The organism is Prosthecobacter sp., assembly GCF_044227185.1.
Classification (GTDB): Bacteria; Verrucomicrobiota; Verrucomicrobiia; order Verrucomicrobiales; family Verrucomicrobiaceae; genus Prosthecobacter.
Map to the genome: position 1 here is coordinate 267,773 of NZ_JBGAFO010000011.1, position 24,944 is coordinate 292,716.

Consider the following 24,944-nt stretch of genomic DNA (forward strand, 5'->3'; position numbering starts at 1 on the left):
CATGCGTATCGCATTTCTGCTCCTCATGACGACCACCGCCTCCGCATTGTCCGCCGAACTTTTGCTCTATCCCCAGACGCGAAAGGAGAATGTGGTGGACACACACCACGGTATGAAAATAGAGGATCCCTACCGCTGGCTGGAGGACGACAACTCCGAGGAGACCAAGGCCTGGGTGAAGGCGGAGAATGAGGTGACCTTCAAGTATCTGGAAAAACTGCCGCGGCGCGAGGAGATCAAGGCGCGGCTGCAGAAGCTCTGGAACTACGAGCGCGTGGGGCAGCCTTTTGAGCGCGGCGGGCGCTGGTTTTTCACGCATAACTCAGGGCTGCAAAACCAGGCGGTGCTGATGACGGCGGACACGCTGGAAGGAAAACCACGTGTGCTGCTGGACCCCAATGCGATGTCGAAGGACGGCACCACGTCACTGACGGATTACGACGCCACGGAGGACGGGAAACTCATCGCCTACGGTGTGTCTGAGGCGGGGAGCGACTGGACGACGCTGCGCGTGCGCGAGATCGCCACGGGGCGGGATCTGGAGGATGTGGTGAAGTGGGTGAAGTTCAGCGGCGTCTCCTGGCTGCAAGACGGCAGCGGCTTCTTTTACTCCCGCTACGACGAGCCCAAGGCCGGCGCGGCGCTGACGCAGAAAAACGAATACCACAAGCTCTACTTCCACGCGCTGGGAAAACCGCAGAGCGAGGACCAGCTCATCTACGAGCGCAAGGACGAGCCGAAGTGGGGCTTTGGCGGTCACGTCACGGAGGATGGGGAATATTTGGTCATCTCCGTCTGGCTGGGCACGGAGCCGAAGAACCGCGTCTTTTACAAGAAGACCGCACCTGGCTCCCCGGTGGTGGAGCTGCTGAATGAAAATGATGCGCGCTATGACTTCATCGACAACGAGGGCTCCGTCTTCTACTTCCGCACGGACCTGAATGCACCGTGCTACCAGGTCATCGCCATCGACGTGCGCAAGCCGGAGCGCGGCAGTTGGAAAGTGGTGGTGCCGGAAGTGCCAAAGGTCCTGCTGGAAGGCGTCAGCACCGTGGGCGGCCAGATGTTCTGCGAGTACCTGCGCGATGCGAAGACCGAGGTGAAAAACTACGACCTCGACGGCAAGCTGATCCGCGAGGTGAAGCTGCCCGGCATCGGCAGCGCGGGCGGTTTCGGCGGGCACCGGCATGACACCTCCACCTTCTACAGCTACACCGGCTTCACCGAGCCGGGCGCCATCTACCGCATGGATCTGAAAACCGGAGAGAGCACTCTCTGGCGGAAGCCGCAGGTGGACTTTGACGGCAGCGCCTTTGAGACGAAGCAGGTCTTCTACCACAGCAAGGACGGCACGAAGGTGCCCATGTTCATCGTGCACAAGAAAGGGCTCAAGCTTGATGGCTCAAACCCCACGCTGCTCTACGGCTACGGCGGCTTCAATATCAACCTCACGCCCGGCTTTTCCGTCTCCCGCGCGGTGTGGCTGGAGATGGGCGGCGTCTTCGCCATGCCCAATCTGCGCGGTGGCGGCGAATACGGCCGCCAGTGGCATCAGGCCGGAATCAAGCTGGGGAAACAGAACGTGTTTGATGACTTCATCGCCGCGGCGGAGTGGCTCATCAAAAACAAATACACCACGAGTGCCAGGCTTGCGATCCAGGGCGGCAGCAATGGCGGCCTCCTCGTCGGCGCCTGCATGACGCAGCGGCCGGAGCTGTATGGGGCGGCGCTGCCCGCCGTGGGAGTGATGGACATGCTGCGCTTCGAGAAATTCACCATCGGCTGGGGCTGGAAGAGTGACTACGGCAGCGTGGAGAATCCCGCGGAGTTCAATGCCCTGCGGAGTTATTCGCCTTATCACAATCTGAGACCCGGCACGCGCTACCCCGCCACGCTGGTGCTGACAAGTGATCATGACGACCGCGTGGTGCCCGCGCACAGCTTCAAGTTTGCCGCGCGCCTGCAGGAGTGCCAGGCGAAGACGCAGGACGCACCGCCCGTGCTGATCCGCATCGAAACCAGCGCCGGACACGGCGCAGGCACCGCGCTGAACAAGACCATCGAAAAAACTGCGGACGAGTGGGCCTTTCTGGTGCAGGCACTAGGAATGTAATCGACACGATGGTCATTCCTGACCGCTGGTCAGCGCCCACTCCCCACCCCGGGCACCGGGGATCAAGGCGCCTCGCACCTCAGCGTGGCAGCAGACTCACAATCTGCGCTGCCACCTGCGGAGAAGCAGCGCGGCCACCCACAGCGCAATCGAGATCCTCGCATACCACCACACGGTGGCCCATTCCGGATGACTCCTGTGCAGATATGTCCACGCCAGCAACGCCATGCTGAACAAAAGAGCGATGCCGCCCATGACCAGAGACCGGCTCAAGTCATCTGTGGCGCGGCTGTAACGCCCGCCCATGCATCCAATCGCCGTGATCAAAAGCATGATCGCGTAAAAGCCATTGATGCCCCACCAGATGAGGCCTTCGAAAAGCCCCGTGTAATCCGACGCGAGGATGACGTGGAATGAACTCATGAGTCATTCGCGCATCACTCCCTCACAAAGAAATTCGCAAACGTCACCGGCTTCCCGAGATCCGCCACACCCACCGGGCCTTTCGCGGAGGCTTCGAGCGTTCCCTCCTGCACCTGCGGATTGGCATCCTGCGGTTCCGTCAGCGTGGCGGTGGCCTTGCTGCCTTCCAGCTTGAGACGGACGCGGTACCATTTGCCGGGCTTCACTTTGTCGGCTCCGAAGACGATCGGCGCCTTGCCCGCACCGATGAGCACGGCGGGACTCTTCTGACCACGCACGCATAGCCCGGCGCAGGCCTGCGCCAGGTCCGCTCCTTTCGGCAGTTGGAAGTCGGCAATGAATTCGCCGTTGGCGATCTCGGCTTCACTCCACAGCGGTGCGGCTTCCTGACCATCGCTGGCTTCGAGCTTAAGGTTCCAGTTGGAGGGCTTCCAGCGTGCTTCGGAGCCCGGTGCCACTTTCCAGCCACGGAGGTCGAGGCCGTTGTAGAGGTGCTTCCAGCCTTGATCCAGCGGGGCGGAGTCAGCCTCCGTGGCACCGCTGCTGGGTAGCTCCCGGATGCGCACATTGCGAAACTCCACCGGTGCGCCTTCGGATTCCAGGGCCAGGTAGCCTTTGCGCCAGACACACTGGTCACCACCACTGACGAACTTGCCATTCACGGCGAGCGCGAGGGCGCCGTTGATGCCGGTGATGCGATAGTGGTTCCACTCAGGGGAGGGTTTGCTGCGCTCCTCGCTGGGGAAGCTGCGCTGACCATTGTGGTCGCCATGGGGGCGCATGGAGGCGCCGTGGATGGGGAAGACATCGCCATGGGTGGTGAACCAGCGCGGCTTTTTCGGGTCGGCGTGCTTCATGTAGCCGTGGTCGAGCACCTGGACCTCGATGCCGCGGAGGAAGGGCACGCCCGGGGCGGAGATGGGGCTGCCCCAGATGAAGACGCCGGAATTTCCGCCGCTGGTCAGGTGCCGCCACTCGCACTCGAGGATGAAGTTTTCATACTGCTTCTCGGTGCGTAGCGCGCCGGTGGGGACGCCGGTGCAACGCACCACGCCATCTTTGATGCTCCACGTTTCGGGAGCGCAGTTGGCATTCACCCACCCGCTGAGGTCTTTGCCATTGAACATGGGGACGAAACCGAAGTCCTCCGCATGAGCGAGGGGGACGGTGGTGGAAAGAGCGAGAGCGCAGACAAGCGTGGTGAGTTTCATGCGCCGAAGAATACGGCGGCGAAAGCCACGGCTTCGCATTCAATTCAAAGTGTTGAGGAGGGCGGCCGGCAGTCGTTTGCATTTAGCCAAACAAGGCCGCCACCGGCTTGCCACCATCGGTGATCGGCACGGGGCGCGTGCCGTCCATGAGCTCCTTGCCGGGGTCGATGCCCATGGCGGCGTGGATCGTCGCGTGGAAGTCCACCAGTGGCACGGGATTCTCGACGGGCTTCTTGGAAAGCTCGTCGGAGGTGCCATACGCGCCACAGTGGTTCAGGCCACCACCGGCGAGGACCATGGAGAAGGTGGTGCCCTGGTGCCCGCGTCCGCCGCGGCCGTCAAACTCCGGCGGGCGGCCGAACTCGGTGCCGACGACGATGAGCGTCTTGTCGAGAAGCTTCTTGTCCTTCAGGTCGCGGATCAGCGCGGCGAGGGCGGTGTCCAGCTCCTGAATGAGGAGATGCTGGTTTTTGTAGCCTTCATTGTGAATGTCCCAGCCGGTGCCGTTCATGAAGTTCAGGTTGTGGGAGACCTCGATGAATCGCACGCCCGCCTGGACCAGGCGGCGGGAAAGCAGGCAGCGCTGGCCGAACTCGCCGCCGTAGGCATTGCGAAGTGCGGCGGGCTCTTCCTTGAGATTGAAATGGCGCATGAACTGCGGGCCGGAAAGGTTCAGCGCCTGCTCCTGCGCGGCCTTATAGTCGGAGATGGCGGACTCCCTGGGCGCGCGGGACATCAGCGGGGCCAGAAGCTGCTCGCGGGTGAGCGCGCGTTTTTCATCCACAAAGTCCGGACGGGTGAATCCAGCGGGGCCGGTGTTGGTGTCGGTGAGGTAAACGTAGCCCGCCTTCGCACCGAGGAAGCCGGGGCCGCGGCTCACATTCGGATAACCGATCAGGATGTAGGGAGGCATGCCATCACCCGCAGCCCCGCGCTCATGCGCAATGATGGAGCCGATGCTCGGATAGACCACGTTGCCGGAGATCATGCGCCCGGTGTGCACAATGTTCGTGGCAAAGGCGTGCTCGTCGATGACGTGGTGGTTCACGGTGCGCATCACCGTCACGTGCTCCATGACCTTGGCGGTCTTGCCCAGGTGCTCCGTCACCTGCACGCCGGGGACGGCGGTGTCGATGGCCTTGTAGAGGGAGCCAGCCACCTTGGTCTTGTCCGTGTTGTTGCCGATCTTCTTCGGGTCAAAGGTGTCGATCTGTGCCATGCCGCCGCCCAGCCAGATGAAGATGCAGTGCTCCGCCTTGCCCTTCGGCGTGTGGACAGGCGTGTTGTTCGCAAACAACGGCGCCGCGCCAAAAGCGGCGGCGGAGGTGAGGAAGGAGCGGCGTTTCATGGAATGTATGAGCTATAAACGCAGAATCAGGCCGGTTTTCACTTCCCGGGGCACCTCACTTTCGTGGGGTGGCGGAAATCGTCTTTGATGGCGATGGATTTGCGGTATTGATCCCGGCTATGAATCCAAAAGTGATCATGGCGGTGGCATGGTATCGTGCTGAAGACTGGCAAAGATGGCAGGCCATCTCTGTCGACAAGATGGAGGACACTTATGAAGAATGGCTGAAAGAGGCGCAGCGGTTTGTTCTAGAATTCACCCGGCAGGGAAACGAGATTCAGCGTGTGGTGATTGAGCCGGATGAATTTCTAAAATGGGCCGGAAACAGCGGCAAGCAGGTGAGTGGCAGCTCCCGAAGCGAGTATGCGGCTTTACAGCTCAGGACAAAGAGTGAGCAACCCCGCTGGTATCGCAAAGAACAGTAGTGTCTGCAATTCGAAGCGTCTTACTTGATTTTGGGAGGAGTTTGGGCCGGTCGTTTTCTGCGTTGGCTGAGGCGCGCCTGACGGCTGAACGCAGCGCGAATGGAGTCGAGGACATCGTCGGCAGCCACAAAACCTTTTTTTGGCGAGCGGGACCAGTCGATGCGTGATGCCTGCACTTCGGCCTCTGCTTCAGCACGATGTTTGGCCCGCAGTGCATCCATTCTGGCTTTCATCTCTTCTCCTGAGATCCACTTGGCCTTGCCGGAGTCAGCCTCTTTGAGTCTGCGCTTCAATTCCGCCATCTGCTGCTTCGTCGGAGGTGGCGGTTCTCTCGAAGGCAGGGATTCATCGAGGCGCCACCCGATCTCGAAACGCAGGCCGTTGCTCATGAGCAGAATCTCCTGGAAGAGTTTTTCCACAGGGGAGTCCGTCGGATGGTTCAGGATGGAAAGAATGTCCGCCAGAAACCGACGCTCTTTGGGTTTAAGAGCCAGGCTGCGTTTCAGCAGCTTGCGGTCTGCCGCTGTCATTCGTTTGTCGGACCTCAGGCCGCGCTTCAAATAGGCTGCGATATCCAGCCGGTCTTGCATCGGAAGCGAGTGGAGCAGCGGCAGTACGGATTTCGCGGCGGAGGTCATGGCTCATCCCACTCTAAGGGAGCCGGCCTGACATACTCAAGGGCTAAACTCCCACTCCGGCGCGTTCAGCAGCGCCCACAGCACGTCTTCCATCTGGCTTCTCCACTGGGCATTCAGCTTTTGCGTGGGGGGATCCCCTGCGCGCGCCGCTGCTTCCTGGGCCATGCGCACCGTCGTGGCCTCACCGTCCAGGTGGTTCGACCAGCTCACGTATTTTTCACGGCTGCGCGTTTCCCCAGGCACGTTGCGAATCTCAGACTGCGGCACGATGCGCTTCTCAAATCCGGCGCTCAGGTGCTTCGTGTAAAGCGCGCGCTCCTCCGCAGTGGGGTGGCGGGTCAGCAGCTTCAGGAAAAGCTGGTCGATGAACTGGTCGAGCGACTCATCCTGCAACGCCAGCGCGGTGATGCCGTGGTCATCGCTCAGGCGCGTGAGCCACACGCCCACGGTGCCGTTGCTCAGGATGGCGGGCTGCAGCACGTTGGGGTCGGCATCGCGCTTGCTCACTGGGTCCTGGCGGGAGCCGCGCCAGCCGAAGGCGCTGAGGACGTCGGTGACAGCCTGGATGCGCGGCAGGGCGAGGCTGGGGCGGTCGCGCTCGTTGCTTGTGCTGGTGAGCATCCAGCTATGGTGAGGCTTGCCCATGTGGATGGCGTTCTTCAGATCGCGCGTGTTGTCGATGTCCAGGCACACCTCCTCAGTATGGAAAGGCTTGCCCGTGGCGGAGAAAAGCGAGTCCACAATCTGCTCCGCCTGCAGCCGGCGCGGTGCCGGGCTGGTGAAGAGCGGGCTCGTCTGCTTCAGCGTCGGATCCGTCGCACGCTGGTAGGCCTGGCTGTTCAGAATCAGGCGGGCCAGGTGCTTCACATCATACCCGCCGCTCACCAGTTCGCGGCCCAGCCACTTCAGCATCTCCGGGTGGGAGGGCTTGCCCTTTTCCCAGTCTTCGATCGGCTCCACAATGCCGCGCCCCATGAAGCGCGCCCACACACGGTTCGCGATCACCTGCGCAAAGCGCTCGTTCTGCGGCGCGGTGATCATGGCGGCCAGCACGTCGCGGCTGTCCTTCGGGTCTTCCGCCAGCTTCGCCGCCGCTTCATCGCAAAACTCCGCAAAGGGCCACTTCGGCTGCACCTTGGTGCCCGGCTGCAGCGTCACCTGGATCAGCGGCTTGCGGCCTCCGGCGTGGATCTTGTCCATCGGCACGCTGCTCGTCTTCGGCACTTCGATCTCCTTCGTGCCCAGCATGGCCGCCAGCTCAAACAGATCCTGCTGCAAAGACTTCCCGGTGGGCGAATCATGGCAGCGCGCGCACTTCATCTCCACGCCAAGGAAGGCCGTGCTCACGATCGTGCCCTTCGCCGCCATCGGCACATCGTTCTGAGAGGCCGTGCCAAATCCGGCCGGGCCGCCCAGGCGCTCGCTGCCGCGCATGCGCAGCAGCTCGGTCACAAAGAAGTCCATCGGCTTGTTGTCCTGCAGGGACTCATACAGCCACCAGCGGAAGGGCCCCGTGTTGTTCAGCGTGGGGTTCAGGATGTTCGGGTTCTCCGCCAGCACGTCCTGCCAGTAGCCCATCCAGTTGTCCGCCCAGCGCGGGTCTTGCAGCAGTTGGTCGATCACGGCCTTGCGGTCCGGGTTCTTCTGAAACGCGGCGATCTCCTCCAGCGAAGGCGGCACGCCAATCGCATCCACATACACCCGGCGCAGGAAGGTGAGGTCATCCGTCAAAGGCGTCAGCGTCAGGTGGTCCGCGCGGATCTCCGGCCAGTGCGCACCTTCCTTGATCCAGGTGGTCAGCAGGGAAATCTCCTCCTTCGTCAAAGGCTTGCCCTTCGGCGGCATGATCTCGTCTTCATCGCTCGAGGTGATGCGCGCGATGAGGGAGCTGTGGTCCGGCTTGCCGGGATCCACCGCCGCGCCGTCAGACTTGCCGCCCTTCATCGCATCCGCCAGCGAGTCGAGATGCAGCCCGCCCTTCGCCTTCACGCCGCGGTGGCATTCCGTGCACTTGGCTTCGAGAATGGGCTGGATGTCCTTGAAGTAGTCGATGCTGCCTTTGTGCGCGTCCTGCGACTTCACGCTCTCGATCTTCGCGGCGATGAAGCCATCAATGCTGCCCTCGCCCGCGGGATTCTTCGCCAGCCACGCCTCGGCGGCCTTGCGGCGCGTGGCCCAGTAGGGCGCGGACTGCGCGCGCAGCTCGGCGCGCTTCTTCGCATTCATGTCCGCGTAGTGCGCATTGCGCTCCTTTTCATAGGCGGCCCAGCCGGCGTCATTGTACGGCACCTCGCGCTTGCCCGGGGTGATGAGCTTCCACGTCTCGCTGCCCTGCGGGCTCCACGCCACCACCGTCTCGCCCAGCTCCGGACGGCGCACGCTCTTGCCGGCAAAGCTGCCCACCACCGTCTCCATCACGATGAACTGCGGCTTGCCCGTGCCTTCAAACTCGCACCAGGATTCACGGTTCCCCGGCGGCACAAAACGGAAATCGGGGCCCAGGTTCAGGTACTCGTGCTGGTCCGCTACCAGATGATGGCCGTCGCTGTCATTCGGCGGAAAAGGCGCCGTCAGGATCGTCTTGTTGTCGATGTAGAGGTTCGTGGCACCCCGCGCACGCAGCAGCAGGCGGTGCTTGCCTTTGGGGAAGGTCACACTCGCCGCCGCACGCAGGAGAAAGGGCACATGGCGCTCTCCGCGCACTCCCGTGTCCACATACTTCTGCGGCACGTCGAAAAAGCCAAACACATCCTCCGTGTAGCTCTCGCCCACCTTCGGGTGTTCGCTGGGCCAGGCATTCGCATCAGGCATGCCTTCCTCCGCCAGTTGCACCAGCACCCGGCCGGCGGGCACCTGCTTCTTCGCCACCGGCGGCGGTGGCGGCACAAACTGATACTTCGCCTTCAGCGCGGGCACATCCAGCGGGCCGCGGTAGATGGCCACGTCATCCAGCCAGCCGTTCAGGGAATGAGAAGCCGCCAGCGTGGACCCGCTGCCGATCACCACCGAGTCACCATCCGCCACCGGCGCACGGTCCGTCTCGCCGCCCATGTCCCACACGCCGTCGGTTTCACGCCCGTCGATGAATCCTTTGATGCTCTTCAGTTTGCCAAAAGTGTACGTCACCGCGATGTGGTGCCAGCCAGAGCTGGAAAGCGTGTCCTTCGACCACCAGCGGTGCCAGTCGCCCTTCTTGCCGGGAACATTCGCGCTGTGAAAAAGAAAGCCGATCTGCGCGCCACCCTTGGCCGTCTGCAGGCGCAGCGCGTAGTTTTGGTTCTCCGTGCCAAACTCCTTCGTGCCCAGCCGCCCTTTGCCGATGATGTAAGGCGTGCCGCCCATGGCCGCGGGCTTCACCCAGGCCTCCAGCGTGATCGTCTCATTCAGCCGGAAGCGCAGCTCTTCGCTGTCAGGAACGGTCAGCGCGGACTTTTTGCCATCGCCCGTGAAGCGCTGCGCGGTGTTGTCCTTCGTGAAGGTGGGAAAGGTGGGCGCACGCGGCCCGGCCTCCTTCGCACCGTCAAAACGCCACTGCATCACCGGTTTGGCCACGGGCTTGTCCGTTGTATCATTGCCGCCGCTGTCATTCTGGGCGGAGGCGGCAAGGGCGGTGAGCAGGAGGGTGGGGAGGACGTAGCGCGTCATGCCCCTATCAACGCAAGATCCGCGCTCCTTTCAGCATTCAGGGCACCCCACTTTCGTGTGGGGGCTCCAGCCAGACGCACTGGAAAAATCCACTTGTAAAACCACGGATGCATAACATGTTACCACATGACTTACTCAATGACCCGAACCAGCATGGCGCTGGATCAGATGACCATCGGTTTTCTCGATCTGCTCGCCAAGAAATGGGGCGTCCCCAAATCGGAGGTCATGCGCCGCGCGGTCAAACGCATCAAGGAGGAAGAAGACATGAAAGACCAATGCCCCAAACCTCTCAAAGCTCTGGACTGGCTGCAAAACGGCGGCGGCATGACCGTGCAGGAGGCCGAGGCCTTCCGGGATGAAGTACGCGCTGAGCGCGAAGGCAAACGCTACTGGTGGGAAGCATGATTCATCTCGACACGAATCTCCTGATTGATCTCGTCACCATCGGGTCACCGCACATCGCGGTGATCCGCCAGTGGCTTGAGGCAGGGGAGGAGCTGGCAGTCTCCGCCATCGCGTGGTCGGAGTTTTTAAACGGGCCGCACACCAAAGCGCAGAAGGACGCCGTGCACGCCATCGTGGAGGGACACGTCTTGGATTTCACGGCCAAAGAGGCAGAGCAGGCCTCCCGCCTGTTTCATTACACCGGCCGCAAACGCGGCAGCCACGCCGACTGCATGATCGCCGCCTGCGCGATGACGCGGAGCACCCGGGTGGCCACGCGCAACATCGCTGACTTTGACAAGTTTGTCCCGCACGGCCTTTTGCTGCTGCCGGTGGCCACGGTGGAGGTGTGAGCCGACCCGACTTGGAAGTTCCGGTTTACACCCGCACCAGTCCGCGCCGGATGGCCTCCGCCGTCGCCTGCGCACGGTCGTTCACCTTCAGCTTCATCAAAATGCGGCTTACGTGCTGCTTCACCGTGTCCTCGCCGATGCCCAGAATCGCCGCGATCTCCTTGTTCGCCTTGCCCTGCGTCACCAGCGCCAGGATCTCACGTTCCCTCGGCGTGATCTCCGGCTCCGCCAGGCGGTCCTTGAGCCGCTGCGCGATGTCCTCCGGCAGGCTGCGCCCGCCTTTGGCCACGGTGCGGATCGCCGCCAGCAGATCCTCCCTTGAAGAGGATTTTTGCAGGTAACCCAGCGCCCCCGCCTTCAGCGCGGCCTGAATTTCATCATCGCGCGCGAAGGTGGAAAAGATGAGTACACGCGCATCCGCATGCTCCCGCAGCAGCGCCGCCGTGGCCTCGATGCCGCTGATGCCGGGCAGTTGCAGATCCATGAGCACCACGTCGGGCCGCTTCTGCGCAAAGAGCGCCGGGGCGTTTTCGCCGCGGTCCGTTTCACCCACCACCTTGAAGTCGTCCTCCAGCTCCAGTGAGGCGACGAGGCCGCTGCGGACGACGAAGTGGTCATCGATCAGGAGTAGGGAGATCATTGGAAAAAAGAAAGCGGGCAAATAACGAAACCAGAATGAGGAATGACGAATCAATGCCGAAGCACCAAGTCTAACGAGGAGTCATGAATTTTGATATTGGGATTTGGAACTTCATTCGTCATTACTCATTCTGGTTTCGTCATTCTGCATGGTCATTCTCCCACCGGCAGCGAAATCCTCACAACCGTTCCTTCTCCACAACCACTCTCCCACGCCACTTCCGCCCCGATCTTCCTCGCGCGTTCGCGGATGCCCATGCAGCCAAAGTGGCCGGGTTTGCCGTTGGTTTCGGCGCTGGAGGTGAAGCCGCGTCCGTTGTCGCGGATGCTCAGCGTGAGCTCGTTTGCGGTGGCGGAGAGGTGCAGCGTGATCTCCGTGGCCTGCGCGTGTTTAAGCGCGTTCGTCACGGCCTCCTGGGCGATCATGCGCAGGTGGTGGGAGACGGGGCCGGGCACGGGGGGGATGGGCTGCAGGTCCAGCTTCAGCGCAGGACCGTCGGGCGGCATGCGGGACTGCAGTTCGCGCAGGGCGCTGGGGAGGTCGTGCAGTTGCGCGGTGTCGCGCAGGTCGGCCACCAGATTGCGCGCCTCGCTTTGAATGCGGGACACCAGGCTGCGGGAGGTGTCGATGAGCGTGCGCGCCTTTTCCTCCAGCGGGCGCGTGGTGGCAGCGTCCAGACGCAGGGACAGGCCGGTGAGCTCCTGCTCCAGCGTGTCGTGGAATTCGCGCGCGATGCGCTGGCGCTCATCCAGCGTCGCCTGCTGCACAATGCGGCTGCTCAGCGCGCTGATCTGCCGCCTTTGAGCAGCGATCCAGATGAAGGCCAGCAGCACCACGCCCGCGAGAAGACTGCTGGCGATGACGAGGCGCCCCGCGGTCCAGAACGGTGCTGAATGGACGAGCTGCATGTCATCCATCGAGCGCAGCAGCAGCGACGCGCGCTCGGCCTGGGAGCGGAAGCCTTTGTCCCTGGAAGACTCGACCAGGCAGATGCCGGCAAGGTCCACAGTCGCGCCGATTTCGAGCGTGGGCGGAGACGACTGCAAAAGAAAGGCCCGCAGCGGCGTGCCGCCGGAGGTCAGACGAAATTCGAAGCCGTCCACCGTGCGGAAAAAATCATTGAGCACCGCGGGCGTGGTGAGATGAACAAAGTCCGCATCATGGGAGCCCAGTTGAAACTCGGTGAGTGAGATGTCCGTCGCCGAGGGAGGTTCGCCCGGTTCCGCGGTGAGCACGAGAGCATCTGCCAGCGAGGCGCTGAAACCGGCCATGATGGGGAAACCGATGATTTCAGCGTGCTGGCCCGGCTGGAGATTTTCCGGGGACGTGAGACGAATGGCAATGGATGGCGAATGAGGTGCACTGGGGGGGGCATCCTTCGGCGTTTCGCGCGGCGGGGGCGGCGGTGTGGCATCGCGCAAAAACACGCGGCCGTCGGGGAAGGCGGCCAGCACGGTGCCGCGGATGCGGGCGCGGTGGTGGGGCTCATCCGCCACGCCAAACTGCAGCAGGGTGACCACGGAGGTGATGGGCAGGGCCGTGGGGTTGGGCGTGGCTGTGGTGACCGCCACATCATGCCAGTCGGTGACACGGATGTAGGGAAAGACGAGCTGGCGGCGGTCATTGATGCCGCCGGCGGCAAGCGCGGTGATGCGCAGCCGGGCATCGATGAGTTCAGGCGCTGTTTCCAGAGGCGCATCCACGCGGACCTCCAGCACGCGGCTGCCGATGGCGAGGCGCAGCAACGAGCGGTTCTCATCCAGCGGTGTCAGGGTGCGGCCCAGTCCTTCGACAATGACGCGCTGGTAATGAAAGCGGCCGGTGGCGAGATCGTCATAGCTGGCGGGCACCGCCGCCGGAGGGGCCTCATGGCCGAGAATTTGCAATTCGGAGACATCCACACCCGGCAGATAAAGGCCCGCGGTCGTGGTGCCCTGAATGCGCACGTGATCGCCCACGCGCAGATCGTTGCGCGCGGGTTTGAAGTGCAGGTGTGTTCCCGCAGTGTCATCCTGAACAAAGACGGTGCCGCCATTTTCGACAAAGCCGACAGTGGCGGTGAGATCGACGGGGAGTTTTTCCAGACTGCGCTCATATGGCAGCGTGCGGATGTCGATGGCGCGCGTGAGCGGAGCGCCTGCGGCGAATGACGAAACCAGAATGAGGAATGACGAAGAAATGACGAATGCCCAAGCCGCAACAAAGCGCCCTGCATGACATGCAACGCCACGCTGCATGTTCTTCGTCATTGGACCTTCATTCGTCATTCCTTATTCTGGTTTCGTCATTGTGCAGCCACAGTACTGCCTTTTGCCTTGTCAGTCATCCGTGGGATCCACGCCGCGCTGCAGCTTGCGCACGAGATCTTTCACTACATGGGCGCGGCGGAGGTCTTTGAATTGTACTTCGATGCCGGCATTGGCGGCGGTGGAGAAGTCGATGGTGCCGAGGCCGAGCATGCCTTTGAGACCGCTTTCGTAAACGTCGATGCTGCGGATGTCGCAGATGCGCGCCTCTTTGGAGCTGCGGCCGATGATGCCCCAGATGAGCTCCACGCGCTCACGCGTGACGATGTAGTCGCGCGAGTAACGCGCGATGCCCACGGCGATGAGCGTGGAGGAGGCGCACAGCAGGGCGATGATGGCGTACTCAAACTGGATCAGGAAAAGCAGTGCGCCGGCGATGGTGAGCAGCAGGCAGAGGATCAGCGCCTTGGTGTAGCCCAGCCAGGAGGGATGTGCGTGGTGCAGGATGGTCTCGCCACTGGGGGAGAGATCCCGGTCATCGTTTTTCTTTGCGTCAGTTTCGTCCTGTTCTTCCTCGGATTCTGCAGCCGCATCATCATCATCATCATCTTCTTCTTCTTCTTCTTCTTCTTCTTCCAGCACCGCGGGCTCGTCCATGTCGGGGCTGATCTCCCGATACATGGGACGGGCGATGCGTGACTGGCCGCTGCTGGCGCTGGGCGGGCGCATGCCGCTGACGACTTCGCCCACGGTGTGCGTGTGGCCGGTGTCTTCATCCACGCACATCTCACCGCGGGCCAGGGAACCGCGGGCCACGAGCGTGTACAGATCCTCCCTGGACAGCGGAGCGCTGAAAGCCGGATGCTGCTGGAGGGTGTAGCGGGCGGGCATGAGGGAGGGCCAGTTCGCGGCCACAAAAGCACAGGCGGGCGGCCCGTGTCACGTCCAATCACTCGGCGTGAGGCAAGGGCGTGCGCAAAGTGCGACTGACACCGCCCTTCGGAGAGGGGTGCCCTCGGCATGTTTGTTCATTGATGAACTCAATGAGTGCGCTGGGTGAGTGCGCTGGGGCATTGCTTTGCTGTGGCGGCGGGGCAGGCTGATGTGCAAGCCGTGGGTTTTGGCGGGAGCGCTGATCGACAGGCAGGAGTGCCCATCGTACTATTCGGCCTCGGGCACGGGCGGCAGCAAATCCTCGCGCTTCATCAGGTCGGCCACTTTGAGCAGCAGCAGCTCGCCTTTGGGGGTCTTGAGGACCTCGCCGAGGAAGGGGGTGAGGCGGTCCATCTCCGCCACGGCGGAATGCACCAAACTGGCGATGATGCGCGAGTCATGGCGGTTCGGCGGGAAGACATTGGTGACGCGAAACATCACCTGGCCGCTGTCCCATTCGAGCTCGAAGTTGCCGAGGTTCAGGTCCTTGTTCGTGCGCATCAGCAGCTCGCACACCGGCAGCCGGTGGGTGGGCGGCACCTGCAGCGTGGAGTTTGAGACCACCGTCAGGATGTGCGTCTCCCCAAAGACCTGCACATGCAGCGGCACCTTGGTGTGGTGCGCCTCAAAGTCAGTCTCGATGACGGAATGCTCGGGTACTTCGCGGTAGTGCCAGCCCATCTCCTTGAAGGTGTTCAGGGTGGTGGCGTAAAGGGCGGACATGCGGCGGAATGGAAATCTGAGATCTGAAATTTCAGATGGTCGGGGCGGCGAGATTCGAACTCACGACTTCTTGCTCCCAAAGCAAGCGCTCTACCAGGCTGAGCTACGCCCCGAAGGTGATCCCCTCAATCGGAACGAACGAGGGGGCGCGATAGTGCCGCAGGATGGGAAGGACGCAAGGAGAATGTCGAATGACGAATGCGGAATGACGAATGGGTCATCTCCCCGCAGCCTTCAGTGACATGGTGCCACTGAAGCTGCCGGCCGCTTCGCGTTCCCACCAGTCGCCGGTGGCTTTGCGCACTTCCGGGGTGGTGAAGTGGTAGCGGAAGAGGCGGGCGCGGATGTGGGTGATTTTTTCGCGGGGGAAGGGCGGGGGCTCCAGCAGATCCCACACGGGCTGCTTGTGCTGGAGCAGGGCGGTGCAGAACTGGCCAAACCAGTGCATGGGGGAGGCGGGATTCGCATCGCGCTGCGGGTCGTAGTTCGGATACAGCGCGGCAAACCACATCTGCCAGTCCAGACGGGGCTGATGCGGCGCGATGAAAGAGGGGCGGCGCTTGGGATCGCCCGGCTTGTACTTGAACTCCAGCGGCAGAAAGAGCGCACCGTCATCGCTCACTTCCAGAATGATCTCGGGCCGCTCCTCGGTCATGTCTTGAAACAGGCCGTAGGCATTGAAGCTGCGCGTGCGGGCCACGGGGGCGTCGAGTGTCTCGTGCAGCGCGGTGGGAAGCATGGACTTGTAGTTGCGGATGCGCCCGGAGAGGAAGGAATCCGCCGCCAGCAGGGTGAAGAGCACCACGGGCAGCACGGCGGCCAGCGCAGGCCACTGCGTCCAGCGTTTGAAGGAGGGGCGCGGTGTCCCGGCTTCGATGCGCAGCCAGGTACGCAGGCGGGCGGGAAACCAGCGGTCGTCCAGCAGCGTGATCGCGAGCGCGGCGGTGAGGAGGTCAAAGAAATTGTAGTTCCCCGTGGCGGAGATCATTGCCATCAGCACCAGGAAACCCAGCGCCGCAGCCAGGCGGCCCCAGCGGCCGAGAAAAATGGCGAAAGGCAGGCCGAGCTCAATGCCATACATGATCCAGCAGCTCGCCACATGAAACCAGCGGGGCGCGTTGTGAGCGAACCAGGAGAGGCCATTCGGCAGCGGCTGCGTCTCGTAGTGGTAGAGCAGCGCCGTCATGTCATGCCATGGCAGGTCCCCGCCGCCGATCTTCACATAGCCGGAGAGAAACATGAGGCGGAAGAGCAGCCAGTGCAGCAGGAAGATGGAGCCACGCGGCGGCTCCGTGGGGCCACGCCAGGACCACAGGTGCCAGGGCGCGACGAAGAGGGCGAGAAGCCCCGCCTCCAGCAGCAGCGCATCCCACTGGTAGCCCATGAAAATCTCTCCCGTGGTGGCAAAGGAGAGATACCCAAACCACAGCAGCGCCAGCAGCGGCCCCTGTGCCACGCCCGCCATCACCAGCAGCGCCAGCACGCAGCAGGTGAGGAGCACGCCATGCGCAAAGGCATCGCTGTAATGCCAGTGAAACACGGTGGGAAGCTGCCAGAACAAGGTGTGGTGCTCCCGCGCTTCAAAGGCGTGCACGTTTTCCAGCAGCGTCTTTGCCGGCAGAATGCCGTTTTCCCCCACCAGCCCGTCATACTGCACGCCCCAGGACGCAAACGCGATGAGGTAAATGCCCGCCAGCATCCGTGGGAAAAGCCAGCGGACAAAGGTGTGGCGTCCGCGGTGTTGGTCGAGCCAGAGGAGGGGATTCATGGCGCGGGTCTAGTGGCACCGGAAATCATCATTGGCGTGGTATGAGCGCATGGCACAGACAAGGTAAAGTGTTGCGGCGGAATAGGACTCGGCTGTGAGCCCCCACACTTCGGAATGATCAAAATCATAGGGCAGCCAGATTGAGGCAAAGGAGTTTTTATCCTTCAGAATGGTGATGTCCCAGTCTTCATTCTCGCCCGACATGGGATTTTGAAACTGGCGGCCTTTGTAGTGCTGCAGGATTGCGTCTGCGGAGCTTTGGCTGCGATAAACTGCCCCGGCGAAGAAATCGCAATGGTTGCCATTGCCCTGCAGCAAGCCCACGGCGGAGTTAGTCGAGATCCGCATTGTGTTGGGAGGCTGAGGCAGCGAGTCCAGCTGTTTTGTGAGCTCCCAAAGCCGGAGGTCGTTGATGATGGCATCCTTGCAGAAAGAATACAATACGGCAAGGATGGGCAAGACGACCAGGAGCGCAAAGATGACTCGTTTGATGCTGAGCTTGCGTGCGGGCATGCGCTGATACTGGCCTTTAAATCTAATCAGGCAATGATGGCCTTTGCGAGCGAGCCAGGTGGGTGCCTAGCTCTCGATCGCCTTCCTCGGATTCACATCCAGCACGCGCGTCAGGTCGCGTTCGGTCATCCCGAGCTGCTCGTATGCGTTGGTCTTGATCCTGGGCACGGTCACTGTGCTGCCCACAAAATGGGTGCCGTCCGGAGAGCGGGCCACGAGGTCTTCGCCGATGAGGATGTCCCATCCGGCGAGGGTGTAGCGGCCGGGACCGAGGCGGGCGGCGGAGATGGCGTCGGTGACGAAGATGGTGCGCTCCAGGCCGATGCTGGCCAGCCAGTTTTTCAGCACAAAGAAGGGGACGTGCACGCCATCCGGGATGAAGCAGAGCCAGAGGCGCTCATGCAGGCTGAGGGCGCGCTGGATGATGTTGTCATGGCGGTGCATCTGGATGGGGCAGCCATTGCCGAGATGGGTGAACATGCTCAGGCCGGCGTCGCAGGCGGCGCGGAGCTGGTCCAGCGAGGGATCGCAATGTCCGGCAGCGACGGTGACCCCCTGCGAGACAAGAAAGGACGTCGTTTTGCTGCCTTCATCATGCTCAGGGGCGAGGGTGACGAGCTTCGCCAGACCGGCGCAGGCGGCGAGCAGGCGCTGGGCGTCGTCCACATTGGCGGGCTTCACGGCAGCGGGCGGGTGCGCGCCGACGTAGCCTTTGATGGGATTGATGAAGGGCCCCTCGATGTGGATGCCGGTGATCATGCGGCGGGCCAGGTCGTCCTGCTCGCGCAGTTCCACCAGCCTGCCGATGCGGCGCTCCAGGGTGGGGATTTGGTCCGTGATGAAGGTGGCCAGGATGGACTCGCAGCCGTCCTCGGCCAGGGCCTCACAGGCGTGGTGGAGGGATTCAGCGGTGAGATTGTCGCCGTTGAAGTCGGTACCGGCGTAGCCATTGACCTGGAGATCGAAAGGTTTCATGCAGGCATTGGAGCGGTTTCGCCAGAGGGAATCAAGAGGGGGAGGTGACGGGAAGTGGTATGAATGTCACGTGGGGCAGGGCGGCGGAGGAAGGGACATTCGCTCTCGTCCTTGCCCCCTGACGGCGCAGCCTTGACCTCTTGACCCCGCCTCCCCCTTGACCTCTGCCCCCGTATCCTGTTAAATTCCAGTGTTTACAAGCTATCAGTCTCGGCATAAAACATGCTTAGCATTTCACGCCTCTCCCGAATTCGCGTGTGGTGCCAGGCTTTACCCTATCACTCTCTGTTTCCCGGCTCATGATTGATCTTATCTCCAAAGGCGGACCGCTCGTATGGCTCCTAATCGGATGCCTGTGCTTCGCTGGAGCGATTTTCATGGAGCGGCTGGCCTACTTCCACCGGGCGAGCATGAATGTAGGAGAGTTTCTGGCCGGACTGGCCAGCCTGATCCGCCGAAAGAATTTTGCCGAAGCCCTGCAGGAATGCGTGGCCACACGAGTGCCAGCCGGCCGGGTCATCCATGCGGCGCTGCTGCGCCACCATGCCCCGCGCGAGCAGCTCAAGGAAATCGTGCAGGAGGCCGGCCAGCTCGAAGTGCCGAGGTTGGAGCGCTTCCTCGGCATCCTGAACGCCATTGCACATGCCGCGCCGCTGATCGGCCTGCTGGGCACTGTGATCGGCCTGCTGGACAGCTTTACCAGCCTCTCCTCTGCCAACGGCGTCGCCACCCAGGCGGACGTGGCGCGCGGCGTGTATCAGAGCCTCATCACCTCGGCGCTGGGCCTGGTGGTGGCCATTCCCGCCTATCTCTCCTTTGCCTTTCTCAGCGCCCGCGCCCGCTCCCTGATGCACGATCTGGAACGCGCCGGCATTGAAATTGTGAACCTGATCGAAGACGCCAACAGCACGGACAACATCGTGGAATTCCGCCAGGCGGAGGCCGCGCCGCCGCTGACGAAGAGCACGCGTGGACGCGGGATGAAAGGATAAGCGCCCGCAGCGTACTTTCGGCTGGCCCAACCACCCCATGCCGCCGATACTGCGCGCACCGCCGCCGGATCAACCATGAAGCTCGAGAGTCACCTCCCCAAGCAAAGCCCCTGGCTGTACACGGTGCCGCTGCTGAACACGATCCTGCTGCTGCTGGTTTATTTCCTCCTCACCAGCAATTTTGTGGTGCAGTCCGGCATCAAGGTGGAGCACCCGGAGTCGAGCTCCCGCCTCACCGGCTTTGACCGCGCCCACATCATCACCGTGCCGGCAGGGCTGGAAAATGCCGTGTACTTTGACGGCGTGCGCTCCAGCACGGCGGAGCTTCGGGAGCGGCTGAAGGCGAACCGCGAGGGCGAGCGCCGCGCCATCATTCATGGCGCCAAGCAGGCGCCGCATGGCCGCGTCATCGAGGTCGGCAACATCGCGCTGGAGCTCGGTTACGAAGTCGCCTATTCCACCGTGCCGCCGAAGTCGTAAGCGCCCTGGTCACGATGTCCACGAAACCTCCTCCTTCCACCTCAGGGCTGATCTTCGCGTGGGACGTGCACGACCACTCCACATGGCGGCTGGTGGGGGCGCTGCTGCTGCTCATGGCCACCATGGCAGGCTTCTTTTTCGTCTTCCGCATCGTGCATCCGGTCACGCAGCGGCTGCCCGTCACGCCGCAGCACGTCATCTCGCTGGATCCAGCCAATCCGGCGGAGCTGGCGCTCATCCACCGGGCGCAGGACCGCAGCTTTGCGCTGCTCAGCGACGCCGATTCCATGTCGCCGATGGAAAGCCCGCTGCTGGCCTTTCAGCCCTCCTATGCCGGACACGAGATCAAGCTGCGCGAGCTGGAGCCAGCTCCCACCCCCATCCGCCAGCCCCGCCTCTTCACAGCAGCCGCGGACGTGCTGCCACCAGTGCCGCGCCGCACCGTGGATTCCGTGGCGATGCCCGCCGGCGCGAAGCTCCATGCCATCCTCAGCCCAGGCCTGGCCAAACGCGGCCCGGCCAGGGTGGAGCTGGACGGCATCAAGCTCACGCAGCCCACCCGCGTGCAGTTCCGCGTGGCGGTTGGCAGCGCCGGGCAGATCGTCACCGCGCTGCCGCTGAGTGCCGTGGATGATGCTGAAATCATGCAGCAGCTCCATGCCGCCGTGCTGACGCTGCGCTTCACGCCCGCCGAGGTGAAGCGGGTGGAGTGGGGGGAAATCTCTTTCCGCTGGGAGGCGGCCGCCGCGCCATGATTCCCATTCCGCTGGGTGGCTTGATCATCCTCTTCATGGCCGTCGGTGTCACGGCCGTGGTCGTGCTTTGGTTCCACAGCTTCTGGCGCGACCGCAAGCGCGAGGTCTACCGCCGTCGCATCGCCATCCAGTGCCGCATCTGCGGCACGGCCTACGCTTGCGAGGCCAAGCGCAAGATCGATGTAACGATCTGCCCGGTGTGCCGGACGCCGAACGAGCGGAACAAGCTGCAGCAGATTTAGAAGTTCTCGGTTCTCAGTTCTCGGTTCAGAGTTGGATGTGCGGCGGCATTTTGCAGGCGGGCGCGAATGCGGGCTTGCTTTTCACTCGTCCCATCGGCGACACTTGCGCGTATTCCCCAACCCTCCGTGTCTTCACGCGCTTCTCACTCCTCCGCCGACGCCATGCTCCCCGCTGCCACCGCCCAGCAGGCGTCCCAACAAATCGAATCCATCATCGCCCGTGTGTCGCAGATCATTCTCGGGAAGGAGAATGTGGTGCGTCTGGCGGTAACCTGCCTGCTGGCCCGCGGCCATCTGCTGTTTGAAGACCAGCCGGGCGTGGGCAAGACGATGCTTTCCCAGGCGCTGGCGCAGGCGCTGGGCCTGGGCTTCCGCCGCGTGCAGTTCACCAGCGATCTGCTGCCTGCGGACATCCTGGGTGCTTCTGTTTATGACCGCGACACGGCGGCCTTTCATTTCCATCGCGGCCCGGTCTTCACGCAGGTGCTGCTGGCGGATGAAATCAACCGTGCCACGCCAAAGACGCAGTCCGCGCTGCTCGAGGCCATGGAGGAAGGAAAGGTGACGGCGGATGGCGCCACGCATCCGTTGCCGGAGCCGTTCTTTGTCATCGCCACGCAGAATCCTTCCTCGCAAATCGGCACCTTCATGCTGCCGGAGTCGCAGATGGACCGCTTCCTGATGCGTCTGGCGCTGGGAGTACCGGACCGCAGCGCAGAGCGTGCTTTGCTGGAAGGCCAGGAACGCCGCGAGCTGCTGCGCGCGATGCAGCCGGCGATGTCATTCCTTGAGCTGCAGCAGTTGCAGACCTGGACGCGTGCCGTGCATGCATCACCAGCCTTGCTCGATTATTTGCAGGACCTGCTGGCCGCCAGCCGTGTGCAGGGGCACGGGCTTTCTCCGCGCGCGGGTCTCTCCGTGCTGGCCGCCGCGCGTGCCTGGGCGCTCCTCAGCGGCAGGCCGATGGTGCTGCCGGAAGACATTCAGGCCGTGGCTGTGCATGTGATGGGGCATCGCCTCGAACATGCCGCCGACGGCATGACCGGTGTGGAGCTGGCGCGGCAGTTGATCGCCGAAACCCCGGTGCCCTGATGCCATGAAGGTGCGCGTGCGCTGGAACCGACACACGCTGGCGCTGCTGGCCATCGTGGCGGGCATGTGGTATGCGGCGGAGGCGCAGTCCAACGGAGCCGCGCATCTGATCGCCCTGCTCACGGCCACGATGGGCCTGCTTTCCTGGCTGCATGCGCGGGCCAATCTGCGCGGCCTGAGCATTCGTCTGGTCGGTGCCCGGCCTGCAGTGCAGGATGCCGCCCGGAGCATCCCGGTGGAGCTGCGTGCCACGGGCGCCGCGTCTCCCTGCGGGCTGGAGGTGTTTGTTCTCGGCGCCGCAGTGCCGGTGTTTGTGGAGCGTGTGCCCGCTGGAGAAGCGGTGTATGTGGACCTGCCGCCGCCTTTGCGTCAGACGGGCGGTGCTTTGCAGTTGCGGGTGCGCAGTGTTTATCCGCTGGGGCTGTTTACGGCGGAGTGCGTGGTGGAGACCGCATGGGTGCGCCGGGTGCACCCCGAGCCAGCCGGAGATCTGCCGCTGCCAGCGCCGGACACCGCCCGGCAGGGAGATCTCGTGACCACCGCCGCCTTCCGCGGGCATGGAGCCGGAGGGGACGATTTCGCCGGCCTGCGTGAATGGCGTGCGGGAGACTCGCCGCGGCACATCGACTGGCGCGCGGTGGCGCGGGGCGGCCCGCTGATGGTGAAAGCCTGGAGCAGCGGCGTGCAGGGCGTCGTGGTGCTGGACTGGACCAAGATGCCGCTGGAGGAAGGAGCGCGCGCGGCGCAGATCGCGCAGTGGATGGAAACCTGCGAGGAGGAAGGCAGGCCGTATGAGCTGCGCGTTCCCGGAGCCATCATCCGCGCGGGCCATGGCCCAGCGCATCTGCGGCGCTGCCTGGATGCCCTTTCCACGCAGACGAGCACCGGCGCGGGAGCCGCTGTGTCGAATGATTTGAAGGCTGCGAAGGCGGAAAGTCCGGTGAGTCTGGAGCAGTCCGTCTTTCTGCCCGCGCGTCCGCTGCTGTTTCTGAGCCTGGCATTGCTGATGGCCATTCTGCCGCTGCATGGCTACATCGCCATGAGCGGGCTGGTGGTCTGCGCCCTCTGCCTCATCTGGCGTGGCGTGCTGCGCATGGGCGTGCCGCACCTGCTGGTGCGGATCGCCGTCATCATCGCGGGGGCCGTGGCGGTTTATTTCAGTTACGGAGAGCTGGAAGGCATGGAGCCGGGCATCGCGCTGCTGCTCGTGCTGGCCGGCGCGAAGGTGCTGGAAAGCCGTACGCCGCGTGAGTTTCAGGTGCTGGCGCTCATCGGCTGGTTTCTGGCCTTCTGCGCGGTGCTGCTGGGCAGCCATCTCTCCCGTGCCGTGTGGACGGTGGTGATACTGCTGTTCATCACCGGGTGCATGGTGCGTTTCCGCCGCAGCATTCCGGGCGCGCGCGCGCCGCTGCGTGTGACGGCGGTGCTGTTTGCCCAGGCGCTGCCGCTGGCGGTGCTGCTGTTCTTCGTGTTTCCGCGCGGGCTGCTGGATCTGGGCTCCGCGCTGGGACGCAGCCGCTTCGGCCAGACGGGCATCGACAATGTTCTGGAGGCCGGCAACATCGCCCGCGTGGCCCAAAGCTCGAACGTGGCCTTCCGAGTGCGTTTTCCTGATGGAAACCTGCCCGCGAATGAAGCCCGCTACTGGCGCTGCCTCACCCTGTGGAATTGCGAAGGCCTGCGCTGGACGCGTGGAGACCGCCTCAGCTATCTGCCGCAGCTTCCACGCCTCAAAAAAGGCGGGGACGTGCGCCAGATCATCGACCTGGAGGCGCATGGCAAGCGCTGGCTGCCCGCGCTGGACCGGCCGCTCGTGGCCCGGCTGCGGGGAGAGGAGCTCTCGCCAGAGTTTGACCAGTCGCTCGTCTCTCCCGTGTCCGTGCAGAACTCGGAACGCTTCGAGGTCATCTCGCGTTATTTCCTGCCAGCGGAAGGCGAAGCGGTGCGTGATCTGCCCGAGGACCACCGCGAAGCCGCGCTGCAGCTTCCGGAAAACATCTCCCCCAAACTCAGGCAGCTCACCGACTACTGGGAGTCGGTGACCCAGACGGACGAGCAGCTCGTGAACCTCGCGATCAGCTATGTAAAAACCCAGGGGTTCAGCTACTCGCTGGAGCCTGGGGTCTATCAGGGACCGCAGGCAATGGAAGACTTTTTTCTACGCCGCCGCGTGGGCTTTTGCGAGCACTTCAGCGCCAGCTTTGCCACGCTGATGCGCATGGCGGGCGTGCCGTCACGCATCGTCGTGGGTTATCTCGGCGGCGAATACTCCGACCACAACGGCGGCTACCTCATCGTGAAACAAAGCGATGTGCATGCCTGGACGGAGGTGTGGCTGGAGAAATTCGGCTGGGTCAACATCGACCCGACCGCAGCGCTCGCGCCCGACCGTGTGAACATCGACCTCAGCGCTCTCCTCGCCGGCGGTGCGGAGGAGGCGGAGCGGCAGCGCCGCACCCTGCTGGGGCGCACTTTGCAGCGCCTGCGGTTGTGGTGGGACAGCGTCAACTATGGCTGGCAGAACCAGATCATTGACTACAACCAGGAGTCCCAGCGCGGCCTGCTGGAAAGCATGGGACTGCGGCAGAGCAAGCTGGTGCTCCTCATTCCGAGCGCCGCCTTTGTGCTGCTGGGCGCGCTGCTCATCACCTGGTGGCTGCGGCGTCCTGCGAAGCATGCGGACCCGTGGATGCGGCTCTGGCAGCGCCTGGGCCGGCGGCTGGCCGGTGCAGGAATACCGGCAGGCACTGCGAGCGAAGGGCCGCTGGCCTTCGCTGAACGCGTGGCCCGCACGCGCCCCGACCTCGCCGCGCAGATGACACGCATGACCGAAATGTATGTGAGCGGCAGGTATGGAGGAGCCGACCTCCTCGCCGTCTTCAAGCAGGAGATGAAGAGGTGGCGCATTCAGCCGCGCCATGCGCCGCGGGCAACGACCGCGGTCGTGCGATAGAGCGAATGGCGATCCAGGAGCGAAAAAGT

Annotated in this window: 22 protein-coding genes and 1 tRNA gene; 10 read left to right on the forward strand and 13 right to left on the reverse strand. The window is 63.2% G+C overall.

The features are described 5' to 3' along the window. Nucleotide 1 precedes the first annotated feature (1 nt). Nucleotides 2-2,113, forward strand: coding sequence for a prolyl oligopeptidase family protein (locus tag ACILSQ_RS24165; RefSeq protein ID WP_395746243.1), 2,112 nt, complete (start codon nucleotides 2-4; stop codon nucleotides 2,111-2,113). A 96-nt stretch (nucleotides 2,114-2,209) separates the two neighbouring features. On the opposite strand, the gene ACILSQ_RS24170 is transcribed toward ACILSQ_RS24165, so the two are convergent. From ACILSQ_RS24170 to ACILSQ_RS24180, 3 genes are all read right to left on the reverse strand, one after another. Then, nucleotides 2,210-2,536: a hypothetical protein gene (locus ACILSQ_RS24170; protein ID WP_395746244.1), complete on the reverse strand. Its 327-nt coding sequence runs from the start codon at nucleotides 2,534-2,536 to the stop codon at nucleotides 2,210-2,212. Between the two features lie 14 nt (nucleotides 2,537-2,550). After that, complete coding sequence (locus ACILSQ_RS24175) at nucleotides 2,551-3,747, reverse strand: family 16 glycoside hydrolase (protein ID WP_395746245.1); 1,197 nt, start codon at nucleotides 3,745-3,747, stop codon at nucleotides 2,551-2,553. 82 nt (nucleotides 3,748-3,829) lie between these two features. Next, the gene (locus ACILSQ_RS24180; protein WP_395746246.1) at nucleotides 3,830-5,095 is read right to left on the reverse strand and encodes a DUF1501 domain-containing protein; all 1,266 of its coding nucleotides are present in this window, start codon (nucleotides 5,093-5,095) and stop codon (nucleotides 3,830-3,832) included. 68 nt (nucleotides 5,096-5,163) lie between these two features. Here ACILSQ_RS24180 and ACILSQ_RS24185 point away from each other — a divergent pair, with 68 nt between their 5' ends. Beyond that, nucleotides 5,164-5,520 (forward strand): hypothetical protein, encoded by a 357-nt coding sequence (locus ACILSQ_RS24185; RefSeq protein ID WP_395746247.1) that lies wholly within the window; start codon nucleotides 5,164-5,166, stop codon nucleotides 5,518-5,520. 20 nt (nucleotides 5,521-5,540) lie between these two features. Here the strand turns inward: ACILSQ_RS24185 and ACILSQ_RS24190 are convergent, their stop codons facing one another. Both ACILSQ_RS24190 and ACILSQ_RS24195 read right to left on the reverse strand, forming a co-directional pair. Then, complete coding sequence (locus tag ACILSQ_RS24190; protein ID WP_395746248.1) at nucleotides 5,541-6,158, reverse strand: addiction module protein; 618 nt, start codon at nucleotides 6,156-6,158, stop codon at nucleotides 5,541-5,543. 36 nt (nucleotides 6,159-6,194) lie between these two features. Beyond that, nucleotides 6,195-9,803, reverse strand: coding sequence for a DUF1553 domain-containing protein (locus ACILSQ_RS24195; RefSeq protein WP_395746249.1), 3,609 nt, complete (start codon nucleotides 9,801-9,803; stop codon nucleotides 6,195-6,197). 138 nt (nucleotides 9,804-9,941) lie between these two features. Between ACILSQ_RS24195 and ACILSQ_RS24200 the strand changes: the two genes are divergently transcribed. Both ACILSQ_RS24200 and ACILSQ_RS24205 read left to right on the forward strand, forming a co-directional pair. Beyond that, complete coding sequence (locus tag ACILSQ_RS24200; RefSeq protein ID WP_395746250.1) at nucleotides 9,942-10,211, forward strand: ribbon-helix-helix protein, CopG family; 270 nt, start codon at nucleotides 9,942-9,944, stop codon at nucleotides 10,209-10,211. Continuing rightward, nucleotides 10,208-10,603: a type II toxin-antitoxin system VapC family toxin gene (locus ACILSQ_RS24205; protein ID WP_395746251.1), complete on the forward strand. Its 396-nt coding sequence runs from the start codon at nucleotides 10,208-10,210 to the stop codon at nucleotides 10,601-10,603. The genes ACILSQ_RS24200 and ACILSQ_RS24205 overlap by 4 nt, the downstream gene beginning before the upstream one ends. Before the next feature lie 25 nt (nucleotides 10,604-10,628). Here the strand turns inward: ACILSQ_RS24205 and ACILSQ_RS24210 are convergent, their stop codons facing one another. The 8 genes from ACILSQ_RS24210 to ACILSQ_RS24245 form a co-directional block, all read right to left on the reverse strand. Further along, on the reverse strand, nucleotides 10,629-11,243 hold the full coding sequence (locus ACILSQ_RS24210; protein WP_395746252.1) for a response regulator: 615 nt from the start codon (nucleotides 11,241-11,243) through the stop codon (nucleotides 10,629-10,631). 152 nt (nucleotides 11,244-11,395) lie between these two features. After that, nucleotides 11,396-13,510: a sensor histidine kinase gene (locus ACILSQ_RS24215; protein ID WP_395746253.1), complete on the reverse strand. Its 2,115-nt coding sequence runs from the start codon at nucleotides 13,508-13,510 to the stop codon at nucleotides 11,396-11,398. A gap of 51 nt (nucleotides 13,511-13,561) precedes the next feature. After that, nucleotides 13,562-14,380: a PH domain-containing protein gene (locus ACILSQ_RS24220; protein ID WP_395746254.1), complete on the reverse strand. Its 819-nt coding sequence runs from the start codon at nucleotides 14,378-14,380 to the stop codon at nucleotides 13,562-13,564. Nucleotides 14,381-14,650: 270 nt separating this feature from the next. Beyond that, entirely contained in the window at nucleotides 14,651-15,145 is a 495-nt protein-coding gene (locus tag ACILSQ_RS24225; RefSeq protein WP_395746255.1) for a YbjN domain-containing protein, read from the reverse strand. A gap of 36 nt (nucleotides 15,146-15,181) precedes the next feature. Next, nucleotides 15,182-15,258, reverse strand: a tRNA-Pro gene (locus tag ACILSQ_RS24230). Between the two features lie 104 nt (nucleotides 15,259-15,362). Continuing rightward, entirely contained in the window at nucleotides 15,363-16,913 is a 1,551-nt protein-coding gene (locus ACILSQ_RS24235) for a lipase maturation factor family protein (protein WP_395746256.1), read from the reverse strand. 9 nt (nucleotides 16,914-16,922) lie between these two features. Next, the gene (locus tag ACILSQ_RS24240) at nucleotides 16,923-17,426 is read right to left on the reverse strand and encodes a hypothetical protein (protein ID WP_395746257.1); all 504 of its coding nucleotides are present in this window, start codon (nucleotides 17,424-17,426) and stop codon (nucleotides 16,923-16,925) included. A 66-nt stretch (nucleotides 17,427-17,492) separates the two neighbouring features. Continuing rightward, the gene (locus tag ACILSQ_RS24245) at nucleotides 17,493-18,401 is read right to left on the reverse strand and encodes an N-acetylglucosamine-6-phosphate deacetylase (RefSeq protein WP_395746258.1); all 909 of its coding nucleotides are present in this window, start codon (nucleotides 18,399-18,401) and stop codon (nucleotides 17,493-17,495) included. 299 nt (nucleotides 18,402-18,700) lie between these two features. Between ACILSQ_RS24245 and ACILSQ_RS24250 the strand changes: the two genes are divergently transcribed. The 6 genes from ACILSQ_RS24250 (at nucleotide 18,701) to ACILSQ_RS24275 (ending at nucleotide 24,915) form a co-directional block, all read left to right on the forward strand. Beyond that, complete coding sequence (locus ACILSQ_RS24250) at nucleotides 18,701-19,393, forward strand: MotA/TolQ/ExbB proton channel family protein (protein ID WP_395746259.1); 693 nt, start codon at nucleotides 18,701-18,703, stop codon at nucleotides 19,391-19,393. A 75-nt stretch (nucleotides 19,394-19,468) separates the two neighbouring features. Continuing rightward, the gene (locus tag ACILSQ_RS24255) at nucleotides 19,469-19,873 is read left to right on the forward strand and encodes a biopolymer transporter ExbD (RefSeq protein ID WP_395746260.1); all 405 of its coding nucleotides are present in this window, start codon (nucleotides 19,469-19,471) and stop codon (nucleotides 19,871-19,873) included. Between the two features lie 14 nt (nucleotides 19,874-19,887). Beyond that, entirely contained in the window at nucleotides 19,888-20,628 is a 741-nt protein-coding gene (locus tag ACILSQ_RS24260) for a hypothetical protein (RefSeq protein ID WP_395746261.1), read from the forward strand. Next, nucleotides 20,625-20,870: a hypothetical protein gene (locus tag ACILSQ_RS24265; protein ID WP_395746262.1), complete on the forward strand. Its 246-nt coding sequence runs from the start codon at nucleotides 20,625-20,627 to the stop codon at nucleotides 20,868-20,870. The genes ACILSQ_RS24260 and ACILSQ_RS24265 overlap by 4 nt, the downstream gene beginning before the upstream one ends. A 162-nt stretch (nucleotides 20,871-21,032) precedes the next feature. Next, on the forward strand, nucleotides 21,033-21,962 hold the full coding sequence (locus ACILSQ_RS24270; RefSeq protein ID WP_395746263.1) for an AAA family ATPase: 930 nt from the start codon (nucleotides 21,033-21,035) through the stop codon (nucleotides 21,960-21,962). 4 nt (nucleotides 21,963-21,966) lie between these two features. Beyond that, a complete protein-coding gene (locus ACILSQ_RS24275) occupies nucleotides 21,967-24,915 on the forward strand; it encodes a transglutaminaseTgpA domain-containing protein (protein ID WP_395746264.1) in 2,949 nt (982 codons plus the stop codon). Nucleotides 24,916-24,944 lie beyond the last annotated feature (29 nt).

Coding starts and splice junctions, on each gene's coding strand:
- ACILSQ_RS24210 (WP_395746252.1), bottom strand. CDS start 11,243: ATGATCTCCCTACTCCTGATCGATGACCACTTCGTCGTCCGCAGCGGC.
- ACILSQ_RS24175 (WP_395746245.1), bottom strand. CDS start 3,747: ATGAAACTCACCACGCTTGTCTGCGCTCTCGCTCTTTCCACCACCGTC.
- ACILSQ_RS24250 (WP_395746259.1), top strand. CDS start 18,701: ATGATTGATCTTATCTCCAAAGGCGGACCGCTCGTATGGCTCCTAATC.
- ACILSQ_RS24195 (WP_395746249.1), bottom strand. CDS start 9,803: ATGACGCGCTACGTCCTCCCCACCCTCCTGCTCACCGCCCTTGCCGCC.
- ACILSQ_RS24165 (WP_395746243.1), top strand. CDS start 2: ATGCGTATCGCATTTCTGCTCCTCATGACGACCACCGCCTCCGCATTG.
- ACILSQ_RS24200 (WP_395746250.1), top strand. CDS start 9,942: ATGACCCGAACCAGCATGGCGCTGGATCAGATGACCATCGGTTTTCTC.
- ACILSQ_RS24220 (WP_395746254.1), bottom strand. CDS start 14,380: ATGCCCGCCCGCTACACCCTCCAGCAGCATCCGGCTTTCAGCGCTCCG.
- ACILSQ_RS24265 (WP_395746262.1), top strand. CDS start 20,625: ATGATTCCCATTCCGCTGGGTGGCTTGATCATCCTCTTCATGGCCGTC.
- ACILSQ_RS24170 (WP_395746244.1), bottom strand. CDS start 2,536: ATGAGTTCATTCCACGTCATCCTCGCGTCGGATTACACGGGGCTTTTC.
- ACILSQ_RS24255 (WP_395746260.1), top strand. CDS start 19,469: ATGAAGCTCGAGAGTCACCTCCCCAAGCAAAGCCCCTGGCTGTACACG.
- ACILSQ_RS24235 (WP_395746256.1), bottom strand. CDS start 16,913: ATGAATCCCCTCCTCTGGCTCGACCAACACCGCGGACGCCACACCTTT.
- ACILSQ_RS24270 (WP_395746263.1), top strand. CDS start 21,033: ATGCTCCCCGCTGCCACCGCCCAGCAGGCGTCCCAACAAATCGAATCC.
- ACILSQ_RS24245 (WP_395746258.1), bottom strand. CDS start 18,401: ATGAAACCTTTCGATCTCCAGGTCAATGGCTACGCCGGTACCGACTTC.
- ACILSQ_RS24180 (WP_395746246.1), bottom strand. CDS start 5,095: ATGAAACGCCGCTCCTTCCTCACCTCCGCCGCCGCTTTTGGCGCGGCG.
- ACILSQ_RS24205 (WP_395746251.1), top strand. CDS start 10,208: ATGATTCATCTCGACACGAATCTCCTGATTGATCTCGTCACCATCGGG.
- ACILSQ_RS24190 (WP_395746248.1), bottom strand. CDS start 6,158: ATGACCTCCGCCGCGAAATCCGTACTGCCGCTGCTCCACTCGCTTCCG.
- ACILSQ_RS24275 (WP_395746264.1), top strand. CDS start 21,967: ATGAAGGTGCGCGTGCGCTGGAACCGACACACGCTGGCGCTGCTGGCC.
- ACILSQ_RS24215 (WP_395746253.1), bottom strand. CDS start 13,510: ATGACGAATGAAGGTCCAATGACGAAGAACATGCAGCGTGGCGTTGCA.
- ACILSQ_RS24225 (WP_395746255.1), bottom strand. CDS start 15,145: ATGTCCGCCCTTTACGCCACCACCCTGAACACCTTCAAGGAGATGGGC.
- ACILSQ_RS24260 (WP_395746261.1), top strand. CDS start 19,888: ATGTCCACGAAACCTCCTCCTTCCACCTCAGGGCTGATCTTCGCGTGG.
- ACILSQ_RS24240 (WP_395746257.1), bottom strand. CDS start 17,426: ATGCCCGCACGCAAGCTCAGCATCAAACGAGTCATCTTTGCGCTCCTG.